The organism is Paenibacillus sp. PvP094 (genome assembly GCF_040546835.1).
Classification (GTDB): domain Bacteria; phylum Bacillota; class Bacilli; order Paenibacillales; family Paenibacillaceae; genus Paenibacillus; species Paenibacillus illinoisensis.
Map to the genome: position 1 here is coordinate 4,026,873 of NZ_JBEPOM010000001.1, position 19,855 is coordinate 4,046,727.

The 19,855-nt window shown below is 47.7% G+C and carries 23 protein-coding genes and 1 tRNA gene; 19 read left to right on the top strand and 5 right to left on the bottom strand.

Annotated elements, in window-relative coordinates:
- The first annotated feature begins 27 nt into the window (after positions 1-27).
- A complete protein-coding gene (locus tag ABIC22_RS18520) occupies positions 28-240 on the top strand; it encodes a hypothetical protein (RefSeq protein ID WP_127537831.1) in 213 nt (70 codons plus the stop codon).
- Positions 234-515 carry a hypothetical protein gene (locus ABIC22_RS18525; protein ID WP_174818689.1) on the top strand — a complete coding sequence of 94 codons (282 nt, stop codon included), beginning with the start codon at positions 234-236 and terminating at the stop codon, positions 513-515. Before ABIC22_RS18520 ends, ABIC22_RS18525 begins: the two co-directional genes overlap by 7 nt.
- A gap of 82 nt (positions 516-597) precedes the next feature.
- Here the strand turns inward: ABIC22_RS18525 and ABIC22_RS18530 are convergent, their stop codons facing one another.
- From ABIC22_RS18530 to ABIC22_RS18540, 3 genes are all read right to left on the bottom strand, one after another.
- Entirely contained in the window at positions 598-834 is a 237-nt protein-coding gene (locus ABIC22_RS18530; protein WP_095359408.1) for a DUF3892 domain-containing protein, read from the bottom strand.
- Between the two features lie 126 nt (positions 835-960).
- Positions 961-1,404, bottom strand: a complete 444-nt coding sequence (locus ABIC22_RS18535; RefSeq protein ID WP_354486020.1) for a GNAT family N-acetyltransferase — start codon at positions 1,402-1,404, stop codon at positions 961-963.
- Between the two features lie 233 nt (positions 1,405-1,637).
- Positions 1,638-1,883: a hypothetical protein gene (locus ABIC22_RS18540; protein WP_127537833.1), complete on the bottom strand. Its 246-nt coding sequence runs from the start codon at positions 1,881-1,883 to the stop codon at positions 1,638-1,640.
- A gap of 140 nt (positions 1,884-2,023) precedes the next feature.
- Here ABIC22_RS18540 and ABIC22_RS18545 point away from each other — a divergent pair.
- The 9 genes from ABIC22_RS18545 to ABIC22_RS18585 all read left to right on the top strand — a co-directional run bounded on the left by ABIC22_RS18545 (position 2,024) and on the right by ABIC22_RS18585 (position 6,851).
- Positions 2,024-2,096, top strand: a tRNA-Val gene (locus ABIC22_RS18545).
- Positions 2,097-2,347: 251 nt separating this feature from the next.
- Positions 2,348-2,767 carry an organic hydroperoxide resistance protein gene (locus ABIC22_RS18550; protein ID WP_095290080.1) on the top strand — a complete coding sequence of 140 codons (420 nt, stop codon included), beginning with the start codon at positions 2,348-2,350 and terminating at the stop codon, positions 2,765-2,767.
- 188 nt (positions 2,768-2,955) lie between these two features.
- Positions 2,956-3,531, top strand: a complete 576-nt coding sequence (locus ABIC22_RS18555) for a YdhK family protein (RefSeq protein WP_127537834.1) — start codon at positions 2,956-2,958, stop codon at positions 3,529-3,531.
- A gap of 99 nt (positions 3,532-3,630) precedes the next feature.
- On the top strand, positions 3,631-3,813 hold the full coding sequence (locus ABIC22_RS18560) for a hypothetical protein (RefSeq protein WP_354482965.1): 183 nt from the start codon (positions 3,631-3,633) through the stop codon (positions 3,811-3,813).
- 179 nt (positions 3,814-3,992) lie between these two features.
- Positions 3,993-4,607, top strand: a complete 615-nt coding sequence (locus ABIC22_RS18565) for a TetR/AcrR family transcriptional regulator (protein WP_430198843.1) — start codon at positions 3,993-3,995, stop codon at positions 4,605-4,607.
- 4 nt (positions 4,608-4,611) lie between these two features.
- Positions 4,612-5,352, top strand: a complete 741-nt coding sequence (locus ABIC22_RS18570) for an SDR family oxidoreductase (RefSeq protein WP_354482970.1) — start codon at positions 4,612-4,614, stop codon at positions 5,350-5,352.
- Between the two features lie 100 nt (positions 5,353-5,452).
- Complete coding sequence (locus ABIC22_RS18575) at positions 5,453-5,653, top strand: hypothetical protein (protein WP_095359404.1); 201 nt, start codon at positions 5,453-5,455, stop codon at positions 5,651-5,653.
- A 227-nt stretch (positions 5,654-5,880) separates the two neighbouring features.
- A complete protein-coding gene (locus tag ABIC22_RS18580; RefSeq protein ID WP_183521784.1) occupies positions 5,881-6,435 on the top strand; it encodes a stalk domain-containing protein in 555 nt (184 codons plus the stop codon).
- A 98-nt stretch (positions 6,436-6,533) separates the two neighbouring features.
- Entirely contained in the window at positions 6,534-6,851 is a 318-nt protein-coding gene (locus tag ABIC22_RS18585) for a DUF1292 domain-containing protein (RefSeq protein ID WP_095290091.1), read from the top strand.
- A 148-nt stretch (positions 6,852-6,999) separates the two neighbouring features.
- Here the strand turns inward: ABIC22_RS18585 and ABIC22_RS18590 are convergent, their stop codons facing one another.
- A complete protein-coding gene (locus ABIC22_RS18590) occupies positions 7,000-8,475 on the bottom strand; it encodes an aminotransferase class I/II-fold pyridoxal phosphate-dependent enzyme (protein ID WP_095290184.1) in 1,476 nt (491 codons plus the stop codon).
- Positions 8,476-8,652: 177 nt separating this feature from the next.
- Between ABIC22_RS18590 and ABIC22_RS18595 the strand changes: the two genes are divergently transcribed.
- The 4 genes from ABIC22_RS18595 to ABIC22_RS18610 all read left to right on the top strand — a co-directional run bounded on the left by ABIC22_RS18595 (position 8,653) and on the right by ABIC22_RS18610 (position 13,280).
- Positions 8,653-9,948 (top strand): MFS transporter, encoded by a 1,296-nt coding sequence (locus tag ABIC22_RS18595; protein WP_354482973.1) that lies wholly within the window; start codon positions 8,653-8,655, stop codon positions 9,946-9,948.
- A gap of 396 nt (positions 9,949-10,344) precedes the next feature.
- Positions 10,345-10,944, top strand: coding sequence for a hypothetical protein (locus ABIC22_RS18600; RefSeq protein WP_127537838.1), 600 nt, complete (start codon positions 10,345-10,347; stop codon positions 10,942-10,944).
- A gap of 172 nt (positions 10,945-11,116) precedes the next feature.
- Positions 11,117-12,526, top strand: a complete 1,410-nt coding sequence (gene gndA / locus ABIC22_RS18605) for an NADP-dependent phosphogluconate dehydrogenase (RefSeq protein ID WP_127537839.1) — start codon at positions 11,117-11,119, stop codon at positions 12,524-12,526.
- 244 nt (positions 12,527-12,770) lie between these two features.
- Positions 12,771-13,280, top strand: coding sequence for a shikimate kinase (locus ABIC22_RS18610; protein ID WP_227779834.1), 510 nt, complete (start codon positions 12,771-12,773; stop codon positions 13,278-13,280).
- Positions 13,281-13,503: 223 nt separating this feature from the next.
- Here ABIC22_RS18610 and ABIC22_RS18615 read toward each other — a convergent pair whose 3' ends face one another.
- Positions 13,504-13,809, bottom strand: coding sequence for a rhodanese-like domain-containing protein (locus tag ABIC22_RS18615; RefSeq protein ID WP_095290189.1), 306 nt, complete (start codon positions 13,807-13,809; stop codon positions 13,504-13,506).
- Positions 13,810-13,956: 147 nt separating this feature from the next.
- Between ABIC22_RS18615 and aroA the strand changes: the two genes are divergently transcribed.
- From aroA to ptsP, 4 genes are all read left to right on the top strand, one after another.
- On the top strand, positions 13,957-15,252 hold the full coding sequence (aroA, locus tag ABIC22_RS18620; RefSeq protein ID WP_127537840.1) for a 3-phosphoshikimate 1-carboxyvinyltransferase: 1,296 nt from the start codon (positions 13,957-13,959) through the stop codon (positions 15,250-15,252).
- Between the two features lie 221 nt (positions 15,253-15,473).
- A complete protein-coding gene (locus tag ABIC22_RS18625; protein WP_095290193.1) occupies positions 15,474-15,908 on the top strand; it encodes a CoA-binding protein in 435 nt (144 codons plus the stop codon).
- Between the two features lie 232 nt (positions 15,909-16,140).
- The gene (locus tag ABIC22_RS18630) at positions 16,141-18,021 is read left to right on the top strand and encodes a glucose PTS transporter subunit IIA (RefSeq protein WP_095359384.1); all 1,881 of its coding nucleotides are present in this window, start codon (positions 16,141-16,143) and stop codon (positions 18,019-18,021) included.
- A complete protein-coding gene (gene ptsP, locus ABIC22_RS18635) occupies positions 18,018-19,778 on the top strand; it encodes a phosphoenolpyruvate--protein phosphotransferase (protein ID WP_127537841.1) in 1,761 nt (586 codons plus the stop codon). The genes ABIC22_RS18630 and ptsP overlap by 4 nt, the downstream gene beginning before the upstream one ends.
- Positions 19,779-19,855: the final 77 nt, after the last annotated feature.

Consider the following 19,855-nt stretch of genomic DNA (forward strand, 5'->3'; position numbering starts at 1 on the left):
ACAAACGTTCTTATTGGAGGGATGATTATGCTGGGGAAATATATTGGCCAGATGGTGGAACTCGTGTACATGGATCGAGCAGGACATATTACGCAGCGTCAGATTCGTATTAACAGTGTGCGAGGTGGGAGAATCCGAGCATCCGCAGGAGCAGATGGATCACCCCGGACATTCCTGGAGCAAGGTATTCTGGCATGGCGTCCTATCCTTCATAAGGACGGGAAGGCGGGCATATGTTAAACGATTTTGAACGGAAGATTTTACGAATTATCGTTAATTATGCCGGGCAGCGACGACGTATGCCTCGAATGGATGAGCTCGAGAACAAGACGGGGCGAAGCCGGGATCTTATTCGCGAATCATTGCTTGAACTGGAGCGCAGACAGCATATTAACTGGGCCAATAAGTCCACGCTGGAAGGAATACAAATCTTGCAGGCATGGGAACAGGATCCGCAGCCGATTCGCAAGAGTCAGCCTGCCGGAGATGCCGTCAAATATTTTTTGGAATACTAGGGAAACTTTATTGCGAAATGAAAAAACGCCAATCCGGGATGCGGACTGGCGCTTGCTTCGTTATTGCACATCGTTCATATATTCAGAAAGTGGGGAGTTGATCTAGATTGTTGGTCGGGTCGCCGTCCGCATCGCCGCGAATGTACATTTCCCCGTCCTTGCCTTTAAACACATTCACACCTGCTATGGCTCCTGCCTGTACTTCTGCCAGCGCTTGTTGATAATCAAGTATGCGTCCAGATGAGGTTTGAAAGCCAGTCAGATCACCGTCACCATTTTTTTGTACTGCTGTGAAGCTCTCACGTGTCGTCTGATTCATCATGTCACACTCCTTATCTGAGGAAATGAGAATTTGAGTTCCCCTTTAGCCTGTCCGAATCGAAGAAAAGTATGCATGACATCGTAGAACACTTGTAAACACGTAAGATTCACTGAAGGATAGGGTTTACAGACTCTTTCTCATGCGTACGTGCAGAATGTCGGCATCATAAAAAGGCTCCTCCGAGATCACTTCATATCCGAGCTTCTCATAAAATTTCTGGGCTTGACATTGCGCATCCAGTACAGAGTAAGTCAAGCCAAGCTCCCGTGCCCGCTCTTCCATGGCTAGCAGGAGTACACGTCCATAACCGAATGAACGGTGGGATTGAAGCACAGCAATTCGCTGCATTTTGGCTGTATCCTTGCTGTAATAGATAAGTCGTCCTGTAGCTACAGTCTTTCCGTCCGTACTTAATAAAACATGATGTACATCAGGACTGATGACATCAAATTGATCGATTTCAATCTCGGCAGGCACCTGCTGCTCGATGACAAAAACGTCATGGCGGATGCCCAATGCTTGCTGGAGCTGTTCATCTGTCGTTACATAACTAATTTCGGCTGCCAATTCCATTCCTTCTTTCTGCTCTTGAGCGACATATCAGACTGCATTATACAAAAAATCGCTTTTCCTGTATAGTTGAGTCTGGAACATATTGGGAGAGGGGCGAAGAGGATGGGCGTGGCAGGAATTATGACCATTACACTCTTGATGTCTGCCGGAATGATCGCTTTATTATATTACGTAACCAAGAAAGCCTACTCCAGAAAGTGGGATGAGGATGAGTGATAACAAGAGTGTCAGGGCAAAAGTTCACTGTTTCCCTGAGGCGAATAGACCTCTTCATGGACAGATTTCGAGTAGACATCGAGCCAAACAGGCAAGTCATCCGTTACATTCGGTTGCTGTAGTTGTTGAAATCGCACGGTATGTTCATCCCGTTCCAGACTGCATCCGGAGATCACGAGAATAAGTATGGTGAGGGGGAGAATGAAGCCCAATTTTTTGCAATGGGTCCAGGATTCATGGGAGTTTGCGTGTGGCATAGGAGTCACCTCTTTAATGAAATGGTAATCATTCCTTAGTGTGCTCCAATCTCCACAAAATATAACCAATAAACCATTGACATTGTACGCGTTTACTTGGTATGATACTGTTACTTCATTCGAACAGAATAGGTTATCATGATCTGTTAGCTCAGCTGGGAGAGCACTATCTTGACAGGGTAGGGGTCAGTGGTTCGAGCCCACTACAGATCATAACGAAAAGCCCTTGCGTAGCAAGGGCTTTTTTCTTATTTGTTTCGAAAATTCACAAAAAAACTTGAATCAGACTCAGAGACAATAAAATAAGAAAACGAAGTGTTGAAGTCGCCAAATTGGTGGCTTCTTTTTTTATAACAAAATAATTATTTACAAACAAAATTAAATTGTGTACAATCAAATTGCAAACAATTAATAAACGAGATTATTTTATCAAATAAAATCAATGACGAAGAGGAGAAATTACAATGAAAACTCTATATGAAACGACAGTAATCAATACAGGTGGACGTCAAGGGATCGTACAATCACCAGATAACGTATTTATGCTGGATGTAGCTGCACCGCCGGAGCTTGGTGGTAAAGTGACTACGGCTACGAATCCGGAGCAGCTGTTTGCAGCTGGATACAGTGCATGCTTTAACTCTGCTTTGGAATTTCAATTGAAGAAACACAATGTGGAAATTGAGCGAAGCACCGTATCTGCAACGGTGATGCTTGTTACAGATCCTTCGGACAACGGAGTAAAGTTGGAAGTGGAGCTGGAAGTGAAAATCGAGGGTTTGGATGAAGAGACCGCACAGAAATTTGTCAAACTTGCCCATGACTATTGCCCATACTCCAAAGGAATCAGAGGCAATGTAAATGTAACTCTGGAGATGGCGTAACAATCAATACGAACTAAGAACACCTTCAAATGTCTGTCCCATTACCGTTGCAAAAAGGGGAAAGGACAGAGTTGAAGGTGTTTTTTATTATGGGGGCCGGAGAGTAAACCTTGAAGGTTGAAGGTTGAAATATACCCACGTGGGGTATATTATAAGTATCTAAATTCGTATTTCAAAGGAGAGTTGAGATGAAAAAGTACGTAATGATGATGGTATCTCTACTGATCACCGGAAGTCTGATAGTAAGTGGTTGCGGTAAAAATACGGAACAGAATAGCAGCAATGGCAGCGGAGACAGCAATAACAGTCATACAGCCACTACAGGAGAAATGCACCATTCGGATTCAGGAGAGCTGCCGCAAGGGCTTATGGAAAAGGTGGATCCTACATATCCGGTTGGCAGCCAGGTTATCATGAGTGCCGACCATATGTCCGGTATGAAAGGGGCAACCGCCACGATTGTTGGAGCATATGAAACGACCGTTTATGCTGTTACGTATACACCGACAACGGGAGGAGAGCCGGTGAAGAATCACAAGTGGGTGATCCAGGAGGAAATGAAGGAGCCCAACGACGAGCCCTCTAAAGTTGGAGCAGAGGTTGTATTGGATGCCGATCACATGCCCGGTATGAAAGGGGCGAAAGCCACCGTTGATTCCGCTGAACAGACGACAGTGTATATGGTGGATTACATTCCGACAACTGGAGGAGATCTGGTGAAAAATCATAAATGGGTTACAGAGAATGAGTTATCCGCTGAATAGATAACAGAATCTACTATGAGATTAATTAATTCTTTAACTCAATTCTGGGTTATAATGGAACTTAAAGGCGGAACATAGCTGCTGGAAAGGGGAATGTATATGATGGATTTTAGCAAACCACCGCATGCCTCAGAGACAGAAACACACAGCCAGCGTCATCAGGAGCGTGAAAAACAGCTTATATCGGGTGGAGGTAAAGGCATTTGGTGGGAAATTAGCAACTGGCTGATTCTTGGAGGAATTCTGGTTGTCCTATTCTTACTGTTCAAGTATGTTTTCTGAATAAATAGAGGATCAGATGAAGAGTCCATTGCTGGGCTCTTTTTGCTGTTAGAAAAAGTACATATCATTAAAAATGACAAATGACAAAAATCAATATTTGTCATTTGTCATAAACTGTGATAGTCTAACTTTACGACGGAGGTGACAAATGGGTGGTTATTCTTAACCATCTTAAGGATATGACCAAAGACAAAATTTCTGAATTTCTAACTAAAGAGCAGATCATTACAGCCACGCAGGAAACCATCCGGCGTTTTGGTGCTGCCAAAACCTCCGTTACAGATGTAGCCAAATTGCTTGGAGTCAGCCATGGAACCATTTACAGGCATTATGCCAGCAAGAAGGAGTTGCTTGAAGGTGTAACGGCACAGTGGTTGGAAGATGAGATTATCGCTCCACTCGCGAAGGTCGTAAGCGTACAGACTGAAGCTGGAGAAGGAATACAACATCTCAAAAAATATATCAAAACCTTAAATCACCTTAAACGGCACTATGCAGAATCAGACACAGAGTTATTTGATATGTATGCCAAGGTTACACAGGAATCGGCAGAACTCATTTACAGACATGTGGAGCAGTTAACACAGCATCTCGCCGAGATTATACAGCAGGACCAGCAGCTTCGTTTCCCGAAACCGAACAAGGTTGCTGCAGGAATTTTACACGCAACAGCGCGCTTTCATCATCCGGCACATGCGTATGAATGGCATCGTGAGACCATTGATGAGGAATTCGAGCAGGTTTGGTTGCTGATTGAGCAAGGTGTATTTCATCTGAATTCAGGGAGGAAGTAATCTCATGACAAATTTATCAGGTAAAGTTGCCATCGTCACGGGTTCATCACGCGGAATTGGACGGGCTATAGCACTGCAGCTCGCTGATCTTGGCGCAGATGTCGTCATCAACTATGCGAGCAGTCCAGACAAGGCAGAAGAAGTGGCAGAACTAGCTCGGCAAAAGGGTGTCCGTGCGATCACGATCCGCGCAGATCTGGCACAAAAGAATCACGTGGAGCACTTATTTGCCGAAACGGTGAAGCAGCTGGGCAAAGTGGATATTCTGATCAACAACGCAGGAGTGATGAAAACAACACCTTTGGCGGACGTTACCGAGGAGGAGTTTGACCAGCAATTTGCGATTAATGTGAAGGGAACGTTTTTTGCCTGTCAACAAGCTCTGAAAATCATGGAAATCGGAGGACGAATCGTGAACTTTTCCACCTCCGTAATTGGCCAGATGTTTCCCGGATATAGCGTGTACGCAGGTACCAAGGGTGCAGTGGAGCAATTTACCCGTCAGCTCGCGAAGGAATTCGGCTCCAAACAGATTACGATTAATGCAGTGGCACCTGGTCCGGTGAATACGGAACTGTTTGCCGCTGGTAAGACAGAACAGCAGCTGGAAGGGCTGCGCAAGATGAATGCATTTGGTCGCTTGGGCGAACCGGAGGACATTGCAAGTGTCATCTCTTTTCTTGTCAGCCCTGAATCGCAGTGGGTCACCGGGCAGACACTGCGTGTAAACGGTGGCTTTATCTAACGATTTCGCAAGAATAGTCGTTCGGCATTGACACCAAACCGGGCGAATCCCCATATGATGCACTACATTAGTAAGCACTTGCGGAAATGGGGAATCCGGGATGGCAAAGGCCAAAGGTAAAAAAGCACCAGCGTTGAAGAGTGACAAACTCCGTGTGTCCATGAAATTGGTCACTTCAGATGTGTGCGAGCGATGCAAGACACCCTGTACACGAGGCATGGAATACGCTGCACGCATGCGGACGGCAGGAGCCGTAGGGAAAGGCGTTCCTTGCATCCTGACTCGGCACACGACTTCCTAATCTCTTTTCAGGCTAAAGTTTCCCAGAAGGAATTCGTATAAGATCGCATTTACAATAACCATACGACAGAGGCGTTCTCGAAGGAGAGGGCCTCTTTTTGATTGTTCCAAGGGATGGGAAATTTTCTGGATAAAAAATGAAAAATGATGAAAAACAGCGCAACTTTGTAGTTGAACCTGCAGTATAAATGTACAACAGCTTGCAGCAGGGGAGGGAATATTGACGGAATGAAATGGAAAAGAATATTGCTGTGTGTCACGGTATTCTCCTTGCTCGGCGGGTCTTTATTGTTTGCGGATTCCGTAAACGAAAAGATTCGGGTGCTCATCAATGGCAAGGAAGCAGCTGACGGAGGTTATCTGATTGATGGAACGACCTATGTACCTGTGAGAGAAGCAGGGGGGATCGCCAAATGGGATAACAGCAACAAGCGAGTAACGGTGATTAAGCCGAATGTACATATTTTTCTGTTTAAGGGAGACACCGTATTTGGCAACGTGAACGTTGGCAAATTGAAATTCAATGTGTTTTCTCAAGTGGACAGCTTAACAACGGATGTGGCTGCAGTGAAGGTGACAATTACCAATCCGAGTGGCCAGGTGAAGGATATTCAATCCCAGGAGCTTAAAACCCAGAAAGATAATTTCTGGTTCCGGACTTACGATTTTACGTATGATTTCAGTCGTGCTGGCAAATACCAGGTTGGTTTTCATATTAAAGAAAATGCAAACAGCAACTACGTTCTGGTTGCAGAGAAAATCATTACCGCACTGAACGAATGAGGCGAAAAATAACGTTGCTGAGTAAATTGACCTAGCCTTGTGAACATGTTACGATATGCAAGGTTACACAATTTCTATTTACAAAGCGAGGTATATCAATGAGCGATCACACACATGAACACGGCGATGCCTGCGGCTGCGGTCACGACCATGACCACGACCACGAGCATGAAGAAGTTCTTCTGACTCTGACAGACGAGAACGGAAATGACGTGGAGATGGTTTTGGTGGAGACGTTTGACGTGGAAAACCATGTTTATGCGCTCCTACTGGAACGTAACAATCCTGAAGCTGACGGCATCATTCTGCGTATGGAAGAAGAAGACGAGGAAATGGTGCTCTACAATATTGAAGACGAAGCCGAGTGGAACCGCGTTGAAGCGGCATACAACGAGCTCGTCGCAGGACAAGAGTAATCTTTCTTATGCAATAGAACAACGGGGCTCCTTGATCTCAAGGGGTCTTTTGTTTGTTTTCTGCTCTAAAAAGCAACAAAAAAGGGCCAAGCCGGAGCTTGGTCCTTCGATATCATTACCCATGGGGTAGGATCATTAGAGTAATCCCTTAGAAAATCGCATCTGCTTCCACAATGACTTTGACATTGGTGACACTGCGGTCTTCGGGGCCTTTTACAGGCAATCCAACCTCTACATGGTCGATAATGTAATCAATATTTTCTTGCGTAATAACCTCACCCGGCAGCAGAATCGGAATTCCAGGCGGGTATACGTAGATGAATTCAGAGATAATACGTCCTGCAGATTCTTTAAAAGGAATGACCTCCGTATCCCCGTAGAATGCATCACGCGGCGTGAGCATCAATTGTGGAACGTCAGGAACCTTAACCACAAGTTCATGTGCAGGGTTAACCTGATAATACGTACGGGACAAATCTTGAAGTGCGTTCAGCAAGATGTCCACCGATTCATCCGTATCGCCAGGAGTGATCAGGCACAGAATATTATACATATCACTGAGCTCGACCTCAATATTGTAATGTTCACGCAGCCAGTTCTCGGTCTCATAGCCTGTGATGCCAAGATGACGGACATGAATGGTTACTTTGGTTGGATCATAGTTAAAGGTTGCCTCCGTACCGAGCAGTTCTTTGCCGAAGCAGTACAAACCGTCAATATCGTTAATGGTACGTCTCGCGAATTGGGCCAGATCAATGGCCTTTTGCGCCATTTCGTGACCGTGCAGCGCCAGATTGCGTCTTGACGTATCAAGTGAAGCAAGCAAGATATACGAAGTGGACGTAGAAGTCAGCATACTGAGAATGGTCTGTACACGCTGCGGATTCACGAATCCGTTTTTGGTGTTCAGATTCAGCACGGAACTCTGTGTCATGGAACCGCCAAGTTTGTGCACACTTGTTGCAGCCATATCCGCTCCGGCAGCCATTGCAGACAACGGCAGTTCCTCATGGAAATGAATGAGTACGCCATGTGCTTCATCCACAAGTACAGGCACTTGGTAGCTATGTGCGAGTTCAACAATCTCTTTTAGGTCTGTACATACACCGAAGTACGTTGGATTAATGACCAGCAATGCCTTGGCGTCCGGATGACGCTCAAGCGCACGTCGTACAGCACCTGTAGTCACGCCGTGATCGATACCGAGGTTGGCATCCTGTGCGGGAGATACGAATACAGGCTTCGCTCCTGAGAAAATAATGGCAGACATGACCGATTTATGAACGTTGCGGGGCACAATAATTTTGTCACCCGGTTCGCATACCGACAGAATCATAGTCATGATTGCACTGCTTGTGCCTTGCACACTAAAATAGGTATGATCGGCTCCGAATGCATCGGCTGCCAGAATCTGCGCTTCCTCAATGACACCGGTTGGCTGATGAAGATCATCCAGCGGAGCGATGTTGATCAAATCTATGGAGAGGGCATTATCGCCGATAAATTCACGAAATTCGGTATCCGTTCCCAATCCTTTTTTATGTCCCGGGATATGAAATTGCACCGGATTGAGTGCCGCGTGGTTTTTTAAAGCGGTAAACAGCGGCGTACGGCGGTGATCCATCAGTGCTGTCACAACCTTTCCTGATAAAATGTCAAACAAAGATGAGTATAGCAAATTAGGAACCGAATGCAAGCGGTAGGCTTGACAAATTTTCAAATTGCTAAGATTTGGGCGTATCCCTGACGGTTACAGTATGGATAGGTGATGGGCCGGTGAAGACCGAAAGGGGAATAAGAAATGCAGACAGACATCAAACCAGTCAAAATTTTGCGATCACCATTTTTCATCGCGATGTGGTTAACGCTTTTCTTGGTTGAAGTGATTAAAGGAGCACTGCTGGTGGCCGTCCTGCCAGTGTATATGGATAATATTTTGGGATTGTCCGCAGGGGTGATTGGTGTAGCCTTTGCCCTTCAATACCTGGGTGACAATCTGTTCAGGGCACCATCGGGCTGGGCAGCAGAACGCATCGGTTTTCGTGCAACGATGGTGACGGCCCTGATCTGTACATTGATTGCGGTACTCATGATCTTATTTTTCAAAAGTGCATTTGGATTGGCTCTGGCCTGTCTGATTCTTGGTGTGGGGACATCACCGCTCTGGCCCTGTGCCATGACGGGGGTGACCGCCCTGTCAGGACCTCAAAACAAAAACGGAACAGCCATGGGGGCGCTGGAAATGGCCGCTCTGGGTGGAACGGGACTTGGACCGATCGGTATGAACTGGCTGCTTGAGCGTACCGACCACGATTATCGTACCGTATTTCTTGTCCTTCTTGGCTGTGCCGTCCTCGTTATTTTGGTCGCCATGATTCTACCAGGACGGGTGGTGGTGGAAGAACAACAGCATACAGTAGGGGAAACGACCGCAAAAGCGGTTAAATACCCGCCGAAGCCTCATCTGCTTACACCTTTAATCAGGCTCAAAAACAGTGTACAGGGGACCTTGCAGCGGGTGCGCAGCACGCTTAATGTCAATCCGCTGGTATACCCTGCCCTGTTTATGCAGTCCTTTGTTATAGGCCTTCTCAGTCCGGTTATTACGTTGTATACCCGAACTGACCTTCATATTTCACCAAACCTGTATAGTCTGCTGTTAATCGCAGGCGGCGGTATAACGGTGATTGCCCTGCTTCCAGTGGGTAAAATGGTGGATCGATTCGGGACATCGATATTTCTGCACATGGGCTTTTTACTCGCCTCTGCAAGTCTGTTTGCCTTTGCGTCCATTACATCCATTCCGATTGTTTTCGGCATCGTTATGATGGTAGGGGTTAGTTATGCCATGATTTTACCTGCCTGGAACACCTTCGTGGCTACTCTCATACCGAAGGGGGAGCGAGGGGCCATCTGGGGATTTTTCCTCACCCTTCAGGGGTCCGGCATGGTTGTGGGCCCCATCGTTTCGGGGTTGTTATGGGATCACATCAGCCACCCGGCTCCATTTATCGGAAGTGCTGTTGTTATGGCGGGGCTTGCGGTTGTGCATTTTGTGTTATCGCGAAGACCGTATCGAACAGCACCTGCCAAATGAACATAAAAAGGAGTTCCTATACCGGGTTGAATCCGGTGTTGGAACTCCTTTTGCTATATGCAAGCCACAACATTCAGAACATGGTTACTGTTTATAAATGTTCGGCTCGAACCCGGTAACTTGAAATACATAAAAATCGTTGGCGTTAAAACCCGAGAAATTCATCTGTATTCCTCCATTTCGCGTCCAGTATATCATGAAATTCGGGGGCTTGCCCCTGTGCATTTGCGGAAACATCGATTCCACTGTAGGATTCGATGAAAAATAGTCAAATAACCAAGTACCCTTACATAAAATGAAGTATAAAATAGGGTAAGCCGATACGGAAGAAGCAATGAAAAAAGCACTGGAAGAAGAGGACCGGTAACACATCCGGTACAAATGGAGGGGAGTGCCGTGAATAAGAGTTATGAAGTTGAATATTGCAATCTGGAGCTGCGGTTCAACCGTCGGCATATCCAAAATTTGATCAAAGACCTTATTCGTGAAGGGTATTCACTATATTGGAGCGAGGATGAATCCTTTTTTATTCTGTCTGTCCGCACCGGGCGCAAGCTGGTGAAGCTCCGTTTTCAACAGACACGCAGCGGGAACTACAAGATGACAGGCGACTACATCATTAAGGACGCCAAGCTGGCAGAATGGCTTGAGAAGCTGATAGGGGATACACGCGGGCATGCTGTCGTTAAACGTTTCAAGGATCAGCAGATGACGGTGGAGAACATTTTGTTTGGTGAGGTTATACGTCTCGTGGAAGTTTCCGGATTCAAACAGCGTGTCATTTTTCAAAAGGAACCCGCGCCGACGGCGGAGGAGATGGAAGAGATGTTTCTATCGCGAGAAGGGGAGGAGCGTCTCATGCTCCTGCGGATGGAAATTGATGATGAACTGGAGCGTCTGTACGCTGCCATTCAGATGGACAATACAGAGAAAGCAGACATCTGCCGAGAGACATTAAAGCGTCTATCCGGGCACATGCTGATGCTCGAAGGTTGAGCCCGAAGACCGTATTTATGAAAATACGATGAACACCTCAGATATTTGGGGTGTTTTCTCGTTGCGCAGCATGGGTGCGGGGTTCACTTCCATGCGTAAAACCGTTAAAATGGGGATATTGTTGAGAGTAAATTTCAATAAAATTAATTGGAGCAAAGGATGGAGGACCCAGATGGCAAAACAACAGATCGGTGTCATTGGACTTGCAGTAATGGGCAAAAATTTGGCCCTTAACATTGAAAGCAGAGGCTTCACGGTGTCGGTATTTAACCGTTCCCCGGAGAAAACCAATGATCTTCTGAAAGAAGCTGAAGGCAAAAACCTCACAGGCACGTTCTCCATTGAAGAGTTCGTGGCATCCCTGGAATCCCCGCGCAAAATTTTGATCATGGTACAAGCCGGTAAAGCGACGGATGCAACCATTGAACAATTACTGCCTCACCTGGATGAGGGCGACATCATTATTGATGGAGGGAACGCCTACTTCCCTGATACCCAGCGCCGCAGCAAAGAGCTGGAGGAAAAAGGCATTCGCTTCATTGGTACCGGTGTATCCGGCGGTGAAGAAGGCGCATTGAAAGGTCCTTCCATTATGCCGGGCGGACAGGAAAGTGCGTACAAGCTGGTAGAACCGATTCTGACAGCCATCTCCGCCAAGGTTGGTGACGATCCTTGTTGTACATATATCGGACCGGATGGTGCCGGACACTACGTTAAAATGGTACACAACGGTATTGAATACGGAGATATGCAGCTGATTGGTGAAGCATACCACCTGCTCAAATCCGTTCTGAATGTTTCCGTTGAGGAATTGCACGAAATCTTCACAGAGTGGAATCAAGGCGAACTGGACAGCTATCTGATCGAGATTACGGCAGATATCTTCTCCAAATACGATCCGGAAACCGGCAAACCCATGGTTGACGTTATTCTGGATGCGGCCGGACAAAAAGGAACAGGCAAATGGACAAGCCAAAGCGCACTGGATCTGGGCGTACCCTTGTCCATGATTACGGAATCCGTATTCTCCCGTTTCCTGTCCGCGATGAAGGACGAGCGTGTTGCTGCGAGCAAAATCCTGAACGGACCGAAAGCTGAAGCGTTCTCCGGCGATAAAAAAGCGTTCATTGAAAGTGTACGCAAAGCATTGTTCGCAAGTAAAATCGTGTCCTACGCACAAGGCTTTGCCCAAATGCGTGCGGCTTCCGACGAGTATGGCTGGGATCTGAAGTACGGTAACATCGCCATGATCTTCCGCGGCGGCTGCATTATTCGTTCGCAGTTCCTGCAAAATATCAAAGAAGCATATGACAAAGATGCAGCACTCAAAAACCTGCTTCTGGATCCATACTTCCAAAACATCGTTGAATCCTACCAGGATGCGTGGCGTGAAGTTGTAGCAGCTGCTGTACAGCAAGGTATTCCGGTACCTGGCTTCTCCAGCGCGCTTTCCTACTACGACAGCTATCGTACAGAGCGTTTGCCTGCAAACCTGCTGCAAGCGCAACGTGACTACTTCGGCGCTCACACGTTCAAACGTGTGGATAAAGAGGGAAGCTTCCATCACAACTGGATGGAATAATATATATTTGTTCATTCGAAGCTTCAACAGCTTTAATATGAGGTTGGGGTGCTCTCCCTGTTCGTTTGGGACACCCTTTCTTGAAGAATGGCCTGGAGTTCCGGTATGCCGGATGCTTCCGGGTCATTTTTCATGATACGTCTGTTTTCCAACAGACCTATTGTGGCCTTCCCCCGTTAGCAGGGCTGTGTTATGATAGGACAAAAGCGCTCATGAAATGCTTGAGATAAAGGAGTGTACACCCTTGAGCAAGTCTAACAATATTATTCTCATAGGCATGATGGGAACCGGCAAATCAACGGTAGCTGACCTGCTCGCCCGTGAGCTGGGTTACAAGCTGATCGATGTGGACACCGCGGTGGAGAAAGAGGAAGGCTGTACGATTCCGGAATTGTTCACAAGCAAAGGTGAGTCGTATTTCCGTGATGCCGAGAGCCGCATGTTATGTTCGGTCCTGGAAAAGAAGTCGCAGGTGGTCGCAACCGGAGGCGGTGTGGTACTGCGTTCTGACAATTGTGATGTAATGTCGAAGAACGGTTGGATTGTTGCGCTGACTGCGGATCCCGCAGCAATTGTACAGCGCGTAAGCGGCGATGATAAACGTCCTCTTCTGGCAGGCAATGCAGAGGAGCGCATTCATACCATTATGAAGGAACGGAAGGACGCATATAAATTTGCACATTACACAGTGGATACAACCGAGTTATCCGCAGCTGAAGTGTCTCGTCTTATTTTAGCGCATTACCGCGTCTAAGCTTGTGTTCGCTGCATTTTGATGTCTATTATGACCTCAAGTATTGGGGGAATTACAACTGTGAAGCAGATGATAAGGGGCAATGATTTAGTGGGAATATAACAAAACGGGCCAGATGGCCCGTTTAAAACTGACTGTAGCGGAGCGGAATCCAAAAGCTACAGGGTGAATTGGCTTGTTGCGATTCCTGATAACGCTGTGTTTGGTTCCTGCTCCAGATCACTTAGTCTTCCTGCTGCCATTGCAGCATGCCGCCAACCATGTTGGTGCAGCCTGCATAACCAAGCTGCTGCAAGTACTCGGCGGCACGCTCGCTGCGGTAACCACTGCGGCAGATCAGAATGATCTCGCCGGACTTTTCGATTTCGGACAATCTGTCCGGAATTTGTCCCAGCGGGATATGCTTGGCTCCTTCAATCATGCCTTGCGCGACTTCCTCGTCCTCACGAACGTCTATCATCTGAAGCTTCTCTCCTGCCTGCAGGCGGCGACGCAGCTCGGATGTTTCTATTTCAGCTATTTGAGTCATCATTCAGGTCCTCTTTTCTGTATGGACTTAACGCCTATAATGATACCCAAGCTATGTGGGGGATGTCAATTTGGCGAATCGACTTCGTTTTAATTGTAACAAATATATAAAGCAGATTAATCTGATCAATGAAGGAGAATTTCATCCATGGACGTAATTGTTAAACCAACCCCTACACTGAATGGGGAAATTGGAGCCCTTTCCTCCAAAAACTACACTACCCGCTATCTGCTCGCAGCAGCATTGGCAGAAGGTACAAGTACAATTCATTATCCGGCCCACAGCGAAGACAGTGATGCGATGCGCAGATGTATCCGTGATCTTGGAGCCGTACTAGAAGAAGATGACAGCAAGATCGTCATTCAAGGCTTCGGCAGCCATCCTCGTGATGTGCGCGAGTTAAACGTAGGCAACGCAGGTGCAGTGCTTCGCTTCCTGATGGGTGTAACCGCGCTCTGTCCTGAAGTTACCTTTGTGAATACCTATCCGGACTCACTCGGTAAACGTCCGCATGACGACCTGATTGATGCTCTTGGCCAGCTTGGTGTTGAAGTGCAGCATGAACAAGGACGACTGCCGATCACGATCAAAGGTGGTAATGCCAAGGGCGGGCATATCCGTGTGTCCGGATCAGTAAGTTCCCAGTATCTGAGCGCATTGCTTTTTGTTACTCCGCTTCTTGCAGAAGACAGCACTATTGAAGTTTTAAACGACCTCAAGTCCAAAGTGGTAATCGGTCAAACACTTGAAGTGCTTGAACAGGCAGGAATCGTTATTCATGCGAGCGATGATTACATGTCTTTCCGCGTACCTGGTGGTCAGGCTTATCAACCGCAGACGTATACCGTTCAAGGAGATTATCCTGGTTCGGCTGCAGTTCTGGCTGCAGCAGCGGTTACTCAATCGGATGTGAAGATTCTGCGCCTGATGGAACAGAGCAAACAGGGAGAGCGTGCAATTGTTGACGTTCTGCGCATGATGGAAGTGCCGCTCACGCATGAGAATGATGTGGTACATGTACAAGGTAACGGAACATTGAAAGCCGTAGAATTTGACGGAGATGCAGCGACGGACGCTGTTTTGGCGATGGTAGCCGCGGCTGTATTTGCGGAAGGGACATCACGGTTTTATAATGTAGAGAACCTGCGCTACAAGGAATGTGACCGAATTACGGATTACCTGAACGAGCTGCGCAAGGCAGGGGCAAACGTGGAAGAGCGTCAGGCCGAGATTATCGTTCACGGACGTCCGGAGGGTGTCGAAGGCGGCGTAGAGATCAATGCTCACTTCGATCATCGCGTTATCATGGCATTGACCGTGGTTGGCCTTCGTTCCAAGGAGCCGCTTCGTATTCGGGATGCACACCACGTAGCCAAGTCCTATCCTCAATATTTTGATCATTTGCAGGCGCTTGGCGCCTCAGTTCAATGGGTAAAAGAGTAAAATAACACGTTTAAGAGGTTGTTCAAAAAGTCCGCTTTTGATTACGAAGGATGCCTAGCGGCATCATCAGCATCGAATATGGAATTCAGCCGAAATGTCCGTTGCTCACGTAGTTTTCCCTACGCTCCGCTACTCCATTTCTAGCTTCATCCCATCTTCTCGGTACTGAAAACTGGTCTTTTTGAACACGCACTTTAAGCAGAAAAGGATGGTGCTTGAACATGGAATTTAACAACCCAACTCGCGAAGAAATTGGGCAACTTTTACGCAAGGCAGGCAACATCGCAGTCGTCGGCTTATCGGACAAATCGGATCGGACATCCTACATGGTTGCAGAAGCTATGCAGAGCAGAGGATATCGGATCATTCCGGTTAATCCACAAGCACAGGGAGAGATCCTTGGTGAGAAAGTATATGCAACCCTCGCGGATATTCCCGAGCCCGTGGATATTGTGAATGTGTTCCGTCGCAGCGAATATACACCGGAAGTAGCTCGTGAAGCCGCAGCCATCAAAGCAAACGTCTTGTGGCTCCAGCTTGGCATTCACAATGATGAGGCTGTACAGATTGCGGCTGAGAACGGAATGACAGCCGTAACGAATCGCTGCATCAAGGTGGAGGACTCCATCGTTCTGCGCGGTGCCGGACGCGGTTAAGCGAATATGGAATAGACCGGATCCCGTTAACTTCAAGTTAACGGGATTTTTCTGTGTTTAGAGCTGCGAATGCTCCTTGCTTTAAACTGCTTTCTTGCCTTTAGATCGTAGCTGTGGTGGTCATTGGGTCGCAAGTCATAAGAGTTTACGGCAAATTTCCAGCAGCTTACCGTTTTGCTTTGACAAAACGTTTCGTAAAGCTTACCATCTAGGATAGAAAGGAGAGGTCGCCATGAATTGGCTCGGATCCTTGCAGCAGCTCGGACGAGCGGTAATGCTGCCTACAATGGTCCTGCCCGCAGCCGCAATTTTGCTGAGTGTTGGCAGTTTGCCCTGGGACGCCTGGGGATTGAAAGTTGTTGGTGAAGTGTCTACCGTGGCCGGACACGGTATTTTTTATTTTTTGCCGTATTTGTTTGCTGTCGGTGTAGCATTGGGACTCTCCAACCAGGCCGGACAAGCGGGACTTGCCGCTTTGGCCGGTATCGTTATATATGATCAGGTGACTCGCCATTTCGGGGATGGAACCATACAGCCAGCTTCTTTAGTTGGAATTATTCTCGGCGCTCTGGCCGGGGTGACACATAATCGGTTCAAAAGTATCAAGCTGCCTGAGATATTGCAATTTTTTGGCGGGTCCAGGTTTGTATTGCTGATCGTTGGGCTGTGCTCGGCGCTGTTTTCCTGTTTCATGCTGTGGCTCGCCCCCATATTACAGCATGGACTGAATGCGATCGCCGCTTGGGAATACAGTCTCGGCGGTTTTGGGTTGTTCATTTACGGAGTCCTATACAGAGTATTGGTGGCTTTTGGGCTGCACCACTTGCTTAACAATGTGTTCTGGTTTCAGCTGGGGACCTATGAAACGCCAGACGGTAACATTGTGCAGGGGGATCTGCCACGATTTTTTGCAGGGGATCCAACCGCGGGTTACTTTATGGCAGGCTTGTTTCCCATCATGATGTTTGCCATACCTGCCATTGCCTTTGCGATTATTCAGGAGGCAAGGGAAGATCTGAAACCGAAGATCAAAAAGACATTTCTCACTTCTGCGCTGGTTTGTTTTCTGACAGGTGTATCCGAGCAGATTGAATTTGCCTTTTTGTTTGCAGCACCTTATCTGTTTATCGTACATGCCGTTATGTCGGGACTTGCGATGTGGATTGGTTATTGGCTTGATATCAGGCACGGCTTCTCTTATTCCGCCGGCATTATCGATTACATACTCAACTTCCATCTATCAGAGAATGCTTGGAAACTCATACCGATTGGCATACTATATGGACTGGTTTATTACTTCCTGTTCCGCTGGGCCATTCGTACGTTCAAGATTCCAACGCCAGGACGGGAAGAAGGCTCCATGCTGGAGGATTGGGTGGGGAATATTCCTTACCAGGCACCATTGATCCTGGAAGCATTGGGCGGTAAGGAGAACATCGTTCAGGTAGAGGCATGTATTACAAGGCTTCGTCTGACGGTGCACAACGACCGTCTCATCGATACGGGAGCCATGAAGAGTATGGGGTCTGCGGGGCTGATCAAGCTCGGTGGTGGTAACGTCCAGGTCGTGTTTGGCACGTATTCCGAATTGATTCGTGAAGAGATTGCCAAGCTCCTTGAGCGGGATTTGCCGCAAGTCCTGTTCTGTGCACCGGTCCAAGGCAAAATGCTGCCGATCGAAGAGGTGCCTGATCAGATCTTTGCAGCGAAGCTGGTTGGGGATGGGGTGGCTTTTGTTCCGGAAAAGGGAGAGCTGGTGTCACCAGTCTACGGAACGATTATGCACCTGTATCCGACGATGCATGCTTTGGGCATATCCACTCGGGAAGGACTTGAGGTCCTGCTTCATATCGGTATCGATACCTCGCAGCTGAAGGGGCATTTTGAAGCCTTTGTTCAGGAAGGAGATACCGTCGAGCCCGGGCAGTTGTTGATCAAGTTTGATCTGGCTGTATTGCGGGCAGAGGCAGCGTCACTGACTACACCGATGGTGATCACGAATCCGGATCGTGTTAAATCATGGAGCTTTGCTCCATTTAAGCAAGTCAAGAAAGGTCAGGCATCCGTCATGTCCGTGGTGCTCTATGACAGGAACGTTGGAGGGGTAGAATGAAGATACAAGGCATCAATGGAGCTGCAGGCGTAGCCATCGGCAAAGCATTTGTCCTGCCCAGTTGGGAATGGGATCTGCCGGACCAGAAGATGGACTCGGTGGATCTCGCCCAGGAGTTCGAACGACTGTACGAGGGAATACGGACATCGAAGGATGAGATCGAATTTATCAAGAATGAGTTCAAGGAAGTTGTTGGTCCGGAGGAGTCCAGCATCTTTGATGCACATCTGGCCATTCTGGAAGATCCGGTATTCATGAACGAGATACGCGGCATTATTGAGCGGCAGTACAAAGCGGCAGAAGTGGCGGTAAAAGAAGCCATTGACCACTTTGTTACCATGTTCGATTTGCTGGATGATGAATATATGAAGGAACGGGCGATCGACATCAAGGATGTCGGCAACCGATTGTTGAAGCATCTGCTGGGAGCCCCGGAGATTACGCTCCCTTCGGATACTCAACCTTATATACTTGTAGCCAAGGAACTGTCTCCATCACAGCTGGCCCATCTGAATCCCAGTCACGTATTGGGCATTGTGACCCTGATTGGTGGCAAGACGTCGCATTCGGCAATTATGGCCCGTGCGCTTGGCATCCCCCTCGTTTCCGGTTTGGAAGCGAGTGTTGGCATGCCAGTGGACACCGGGGATATGTTAGTGGTGGATGGTGATAACGGCTTGGTATTCACAGAACCGGATCGCAAGACAATTGAACGGTACACCATGATTCGCAGCAAACAGCTGAAGAAAAAGGAACAGCTCCAGGTGCTCGCTACAGTGGATGCGATCACGAAGGACGGTGCAATGCTGCATCTGGCATCGAACATCAGCTCCGTGAAGGAGCTGGATCTGGCTCTCAAGCACGGGGCAAAAGGTGTAGGCCTGTTCCGCACGGAATTTTTGTACATGGACCGTGCGACCTTCCCAGGCGAGCAGGAACAGTATGAGGTGTATCGTTTGGTAGCGGAGAAGACGGCAGGTCAATCCGTGGTCATTCGTACACTGGATATTGGCGGTGACAAACAGCTCGATTATTTCGAACTGCCTGAAGAGGATAATCCATTTTTGGGTTATCGGGCCATTCGGATCAGCCTGGACCGCAAGGATCTGTTTAAGACACAGCTCACAGCAATTCTGCGGGCCAGTGCGGCAGGGAACGTCAAGATTATGTATCCCATGATCTCCTCTGTGGAAGAACTTAGACAGGCCAATGAGATTCTGCGGGAAGCGATGGCCGATCTGGATGAACGTCAAATTGCTTATGATCCTCATATTAAAGTGGGAATCATGATCGAAGTGCCTGCAGCAGTCATGATTGCTGACCTGCTGGCCGAGGAAGCGGATTTCTTCAGCATCGGGACAAACGATCTGGTACAGTACGTGCTGGCTGTAGACCGTATGAATGAACAGATTGCTCACATGTACCATCCGTATCATCCGGCAGTTCTGCGAATGCTGCGTGCAACGGTCGATGCTGCTCGCACCGCTGGAATTGAGGTTAGTGTGTGTGGAGAGATGGCAGGTGACGAACGTTCCATTCCACTTTGGCTGGAGCTGGGCATTCGTAATCTTAGCATGTCACCGCAATCTCTGCTGCGGGTGAAGCACAGGGTGCTGAACACAACAGCCGTGGACGCCAAAGAAGCGGCGCGTGACTGCTTCGCACTGAGAACCAGTGCAGACATTGAGCAGCGTTTGCAGAAATATAATGATTCAACAGGAAATCCTGATGAACAAAGCGGGTCCAATGCTTCTTGAATCCATAGTGCATGGTAAAATACCTTTAAATTAATATATTCATTTTTATACCATTTGAGTTAATATGATACAAAAAA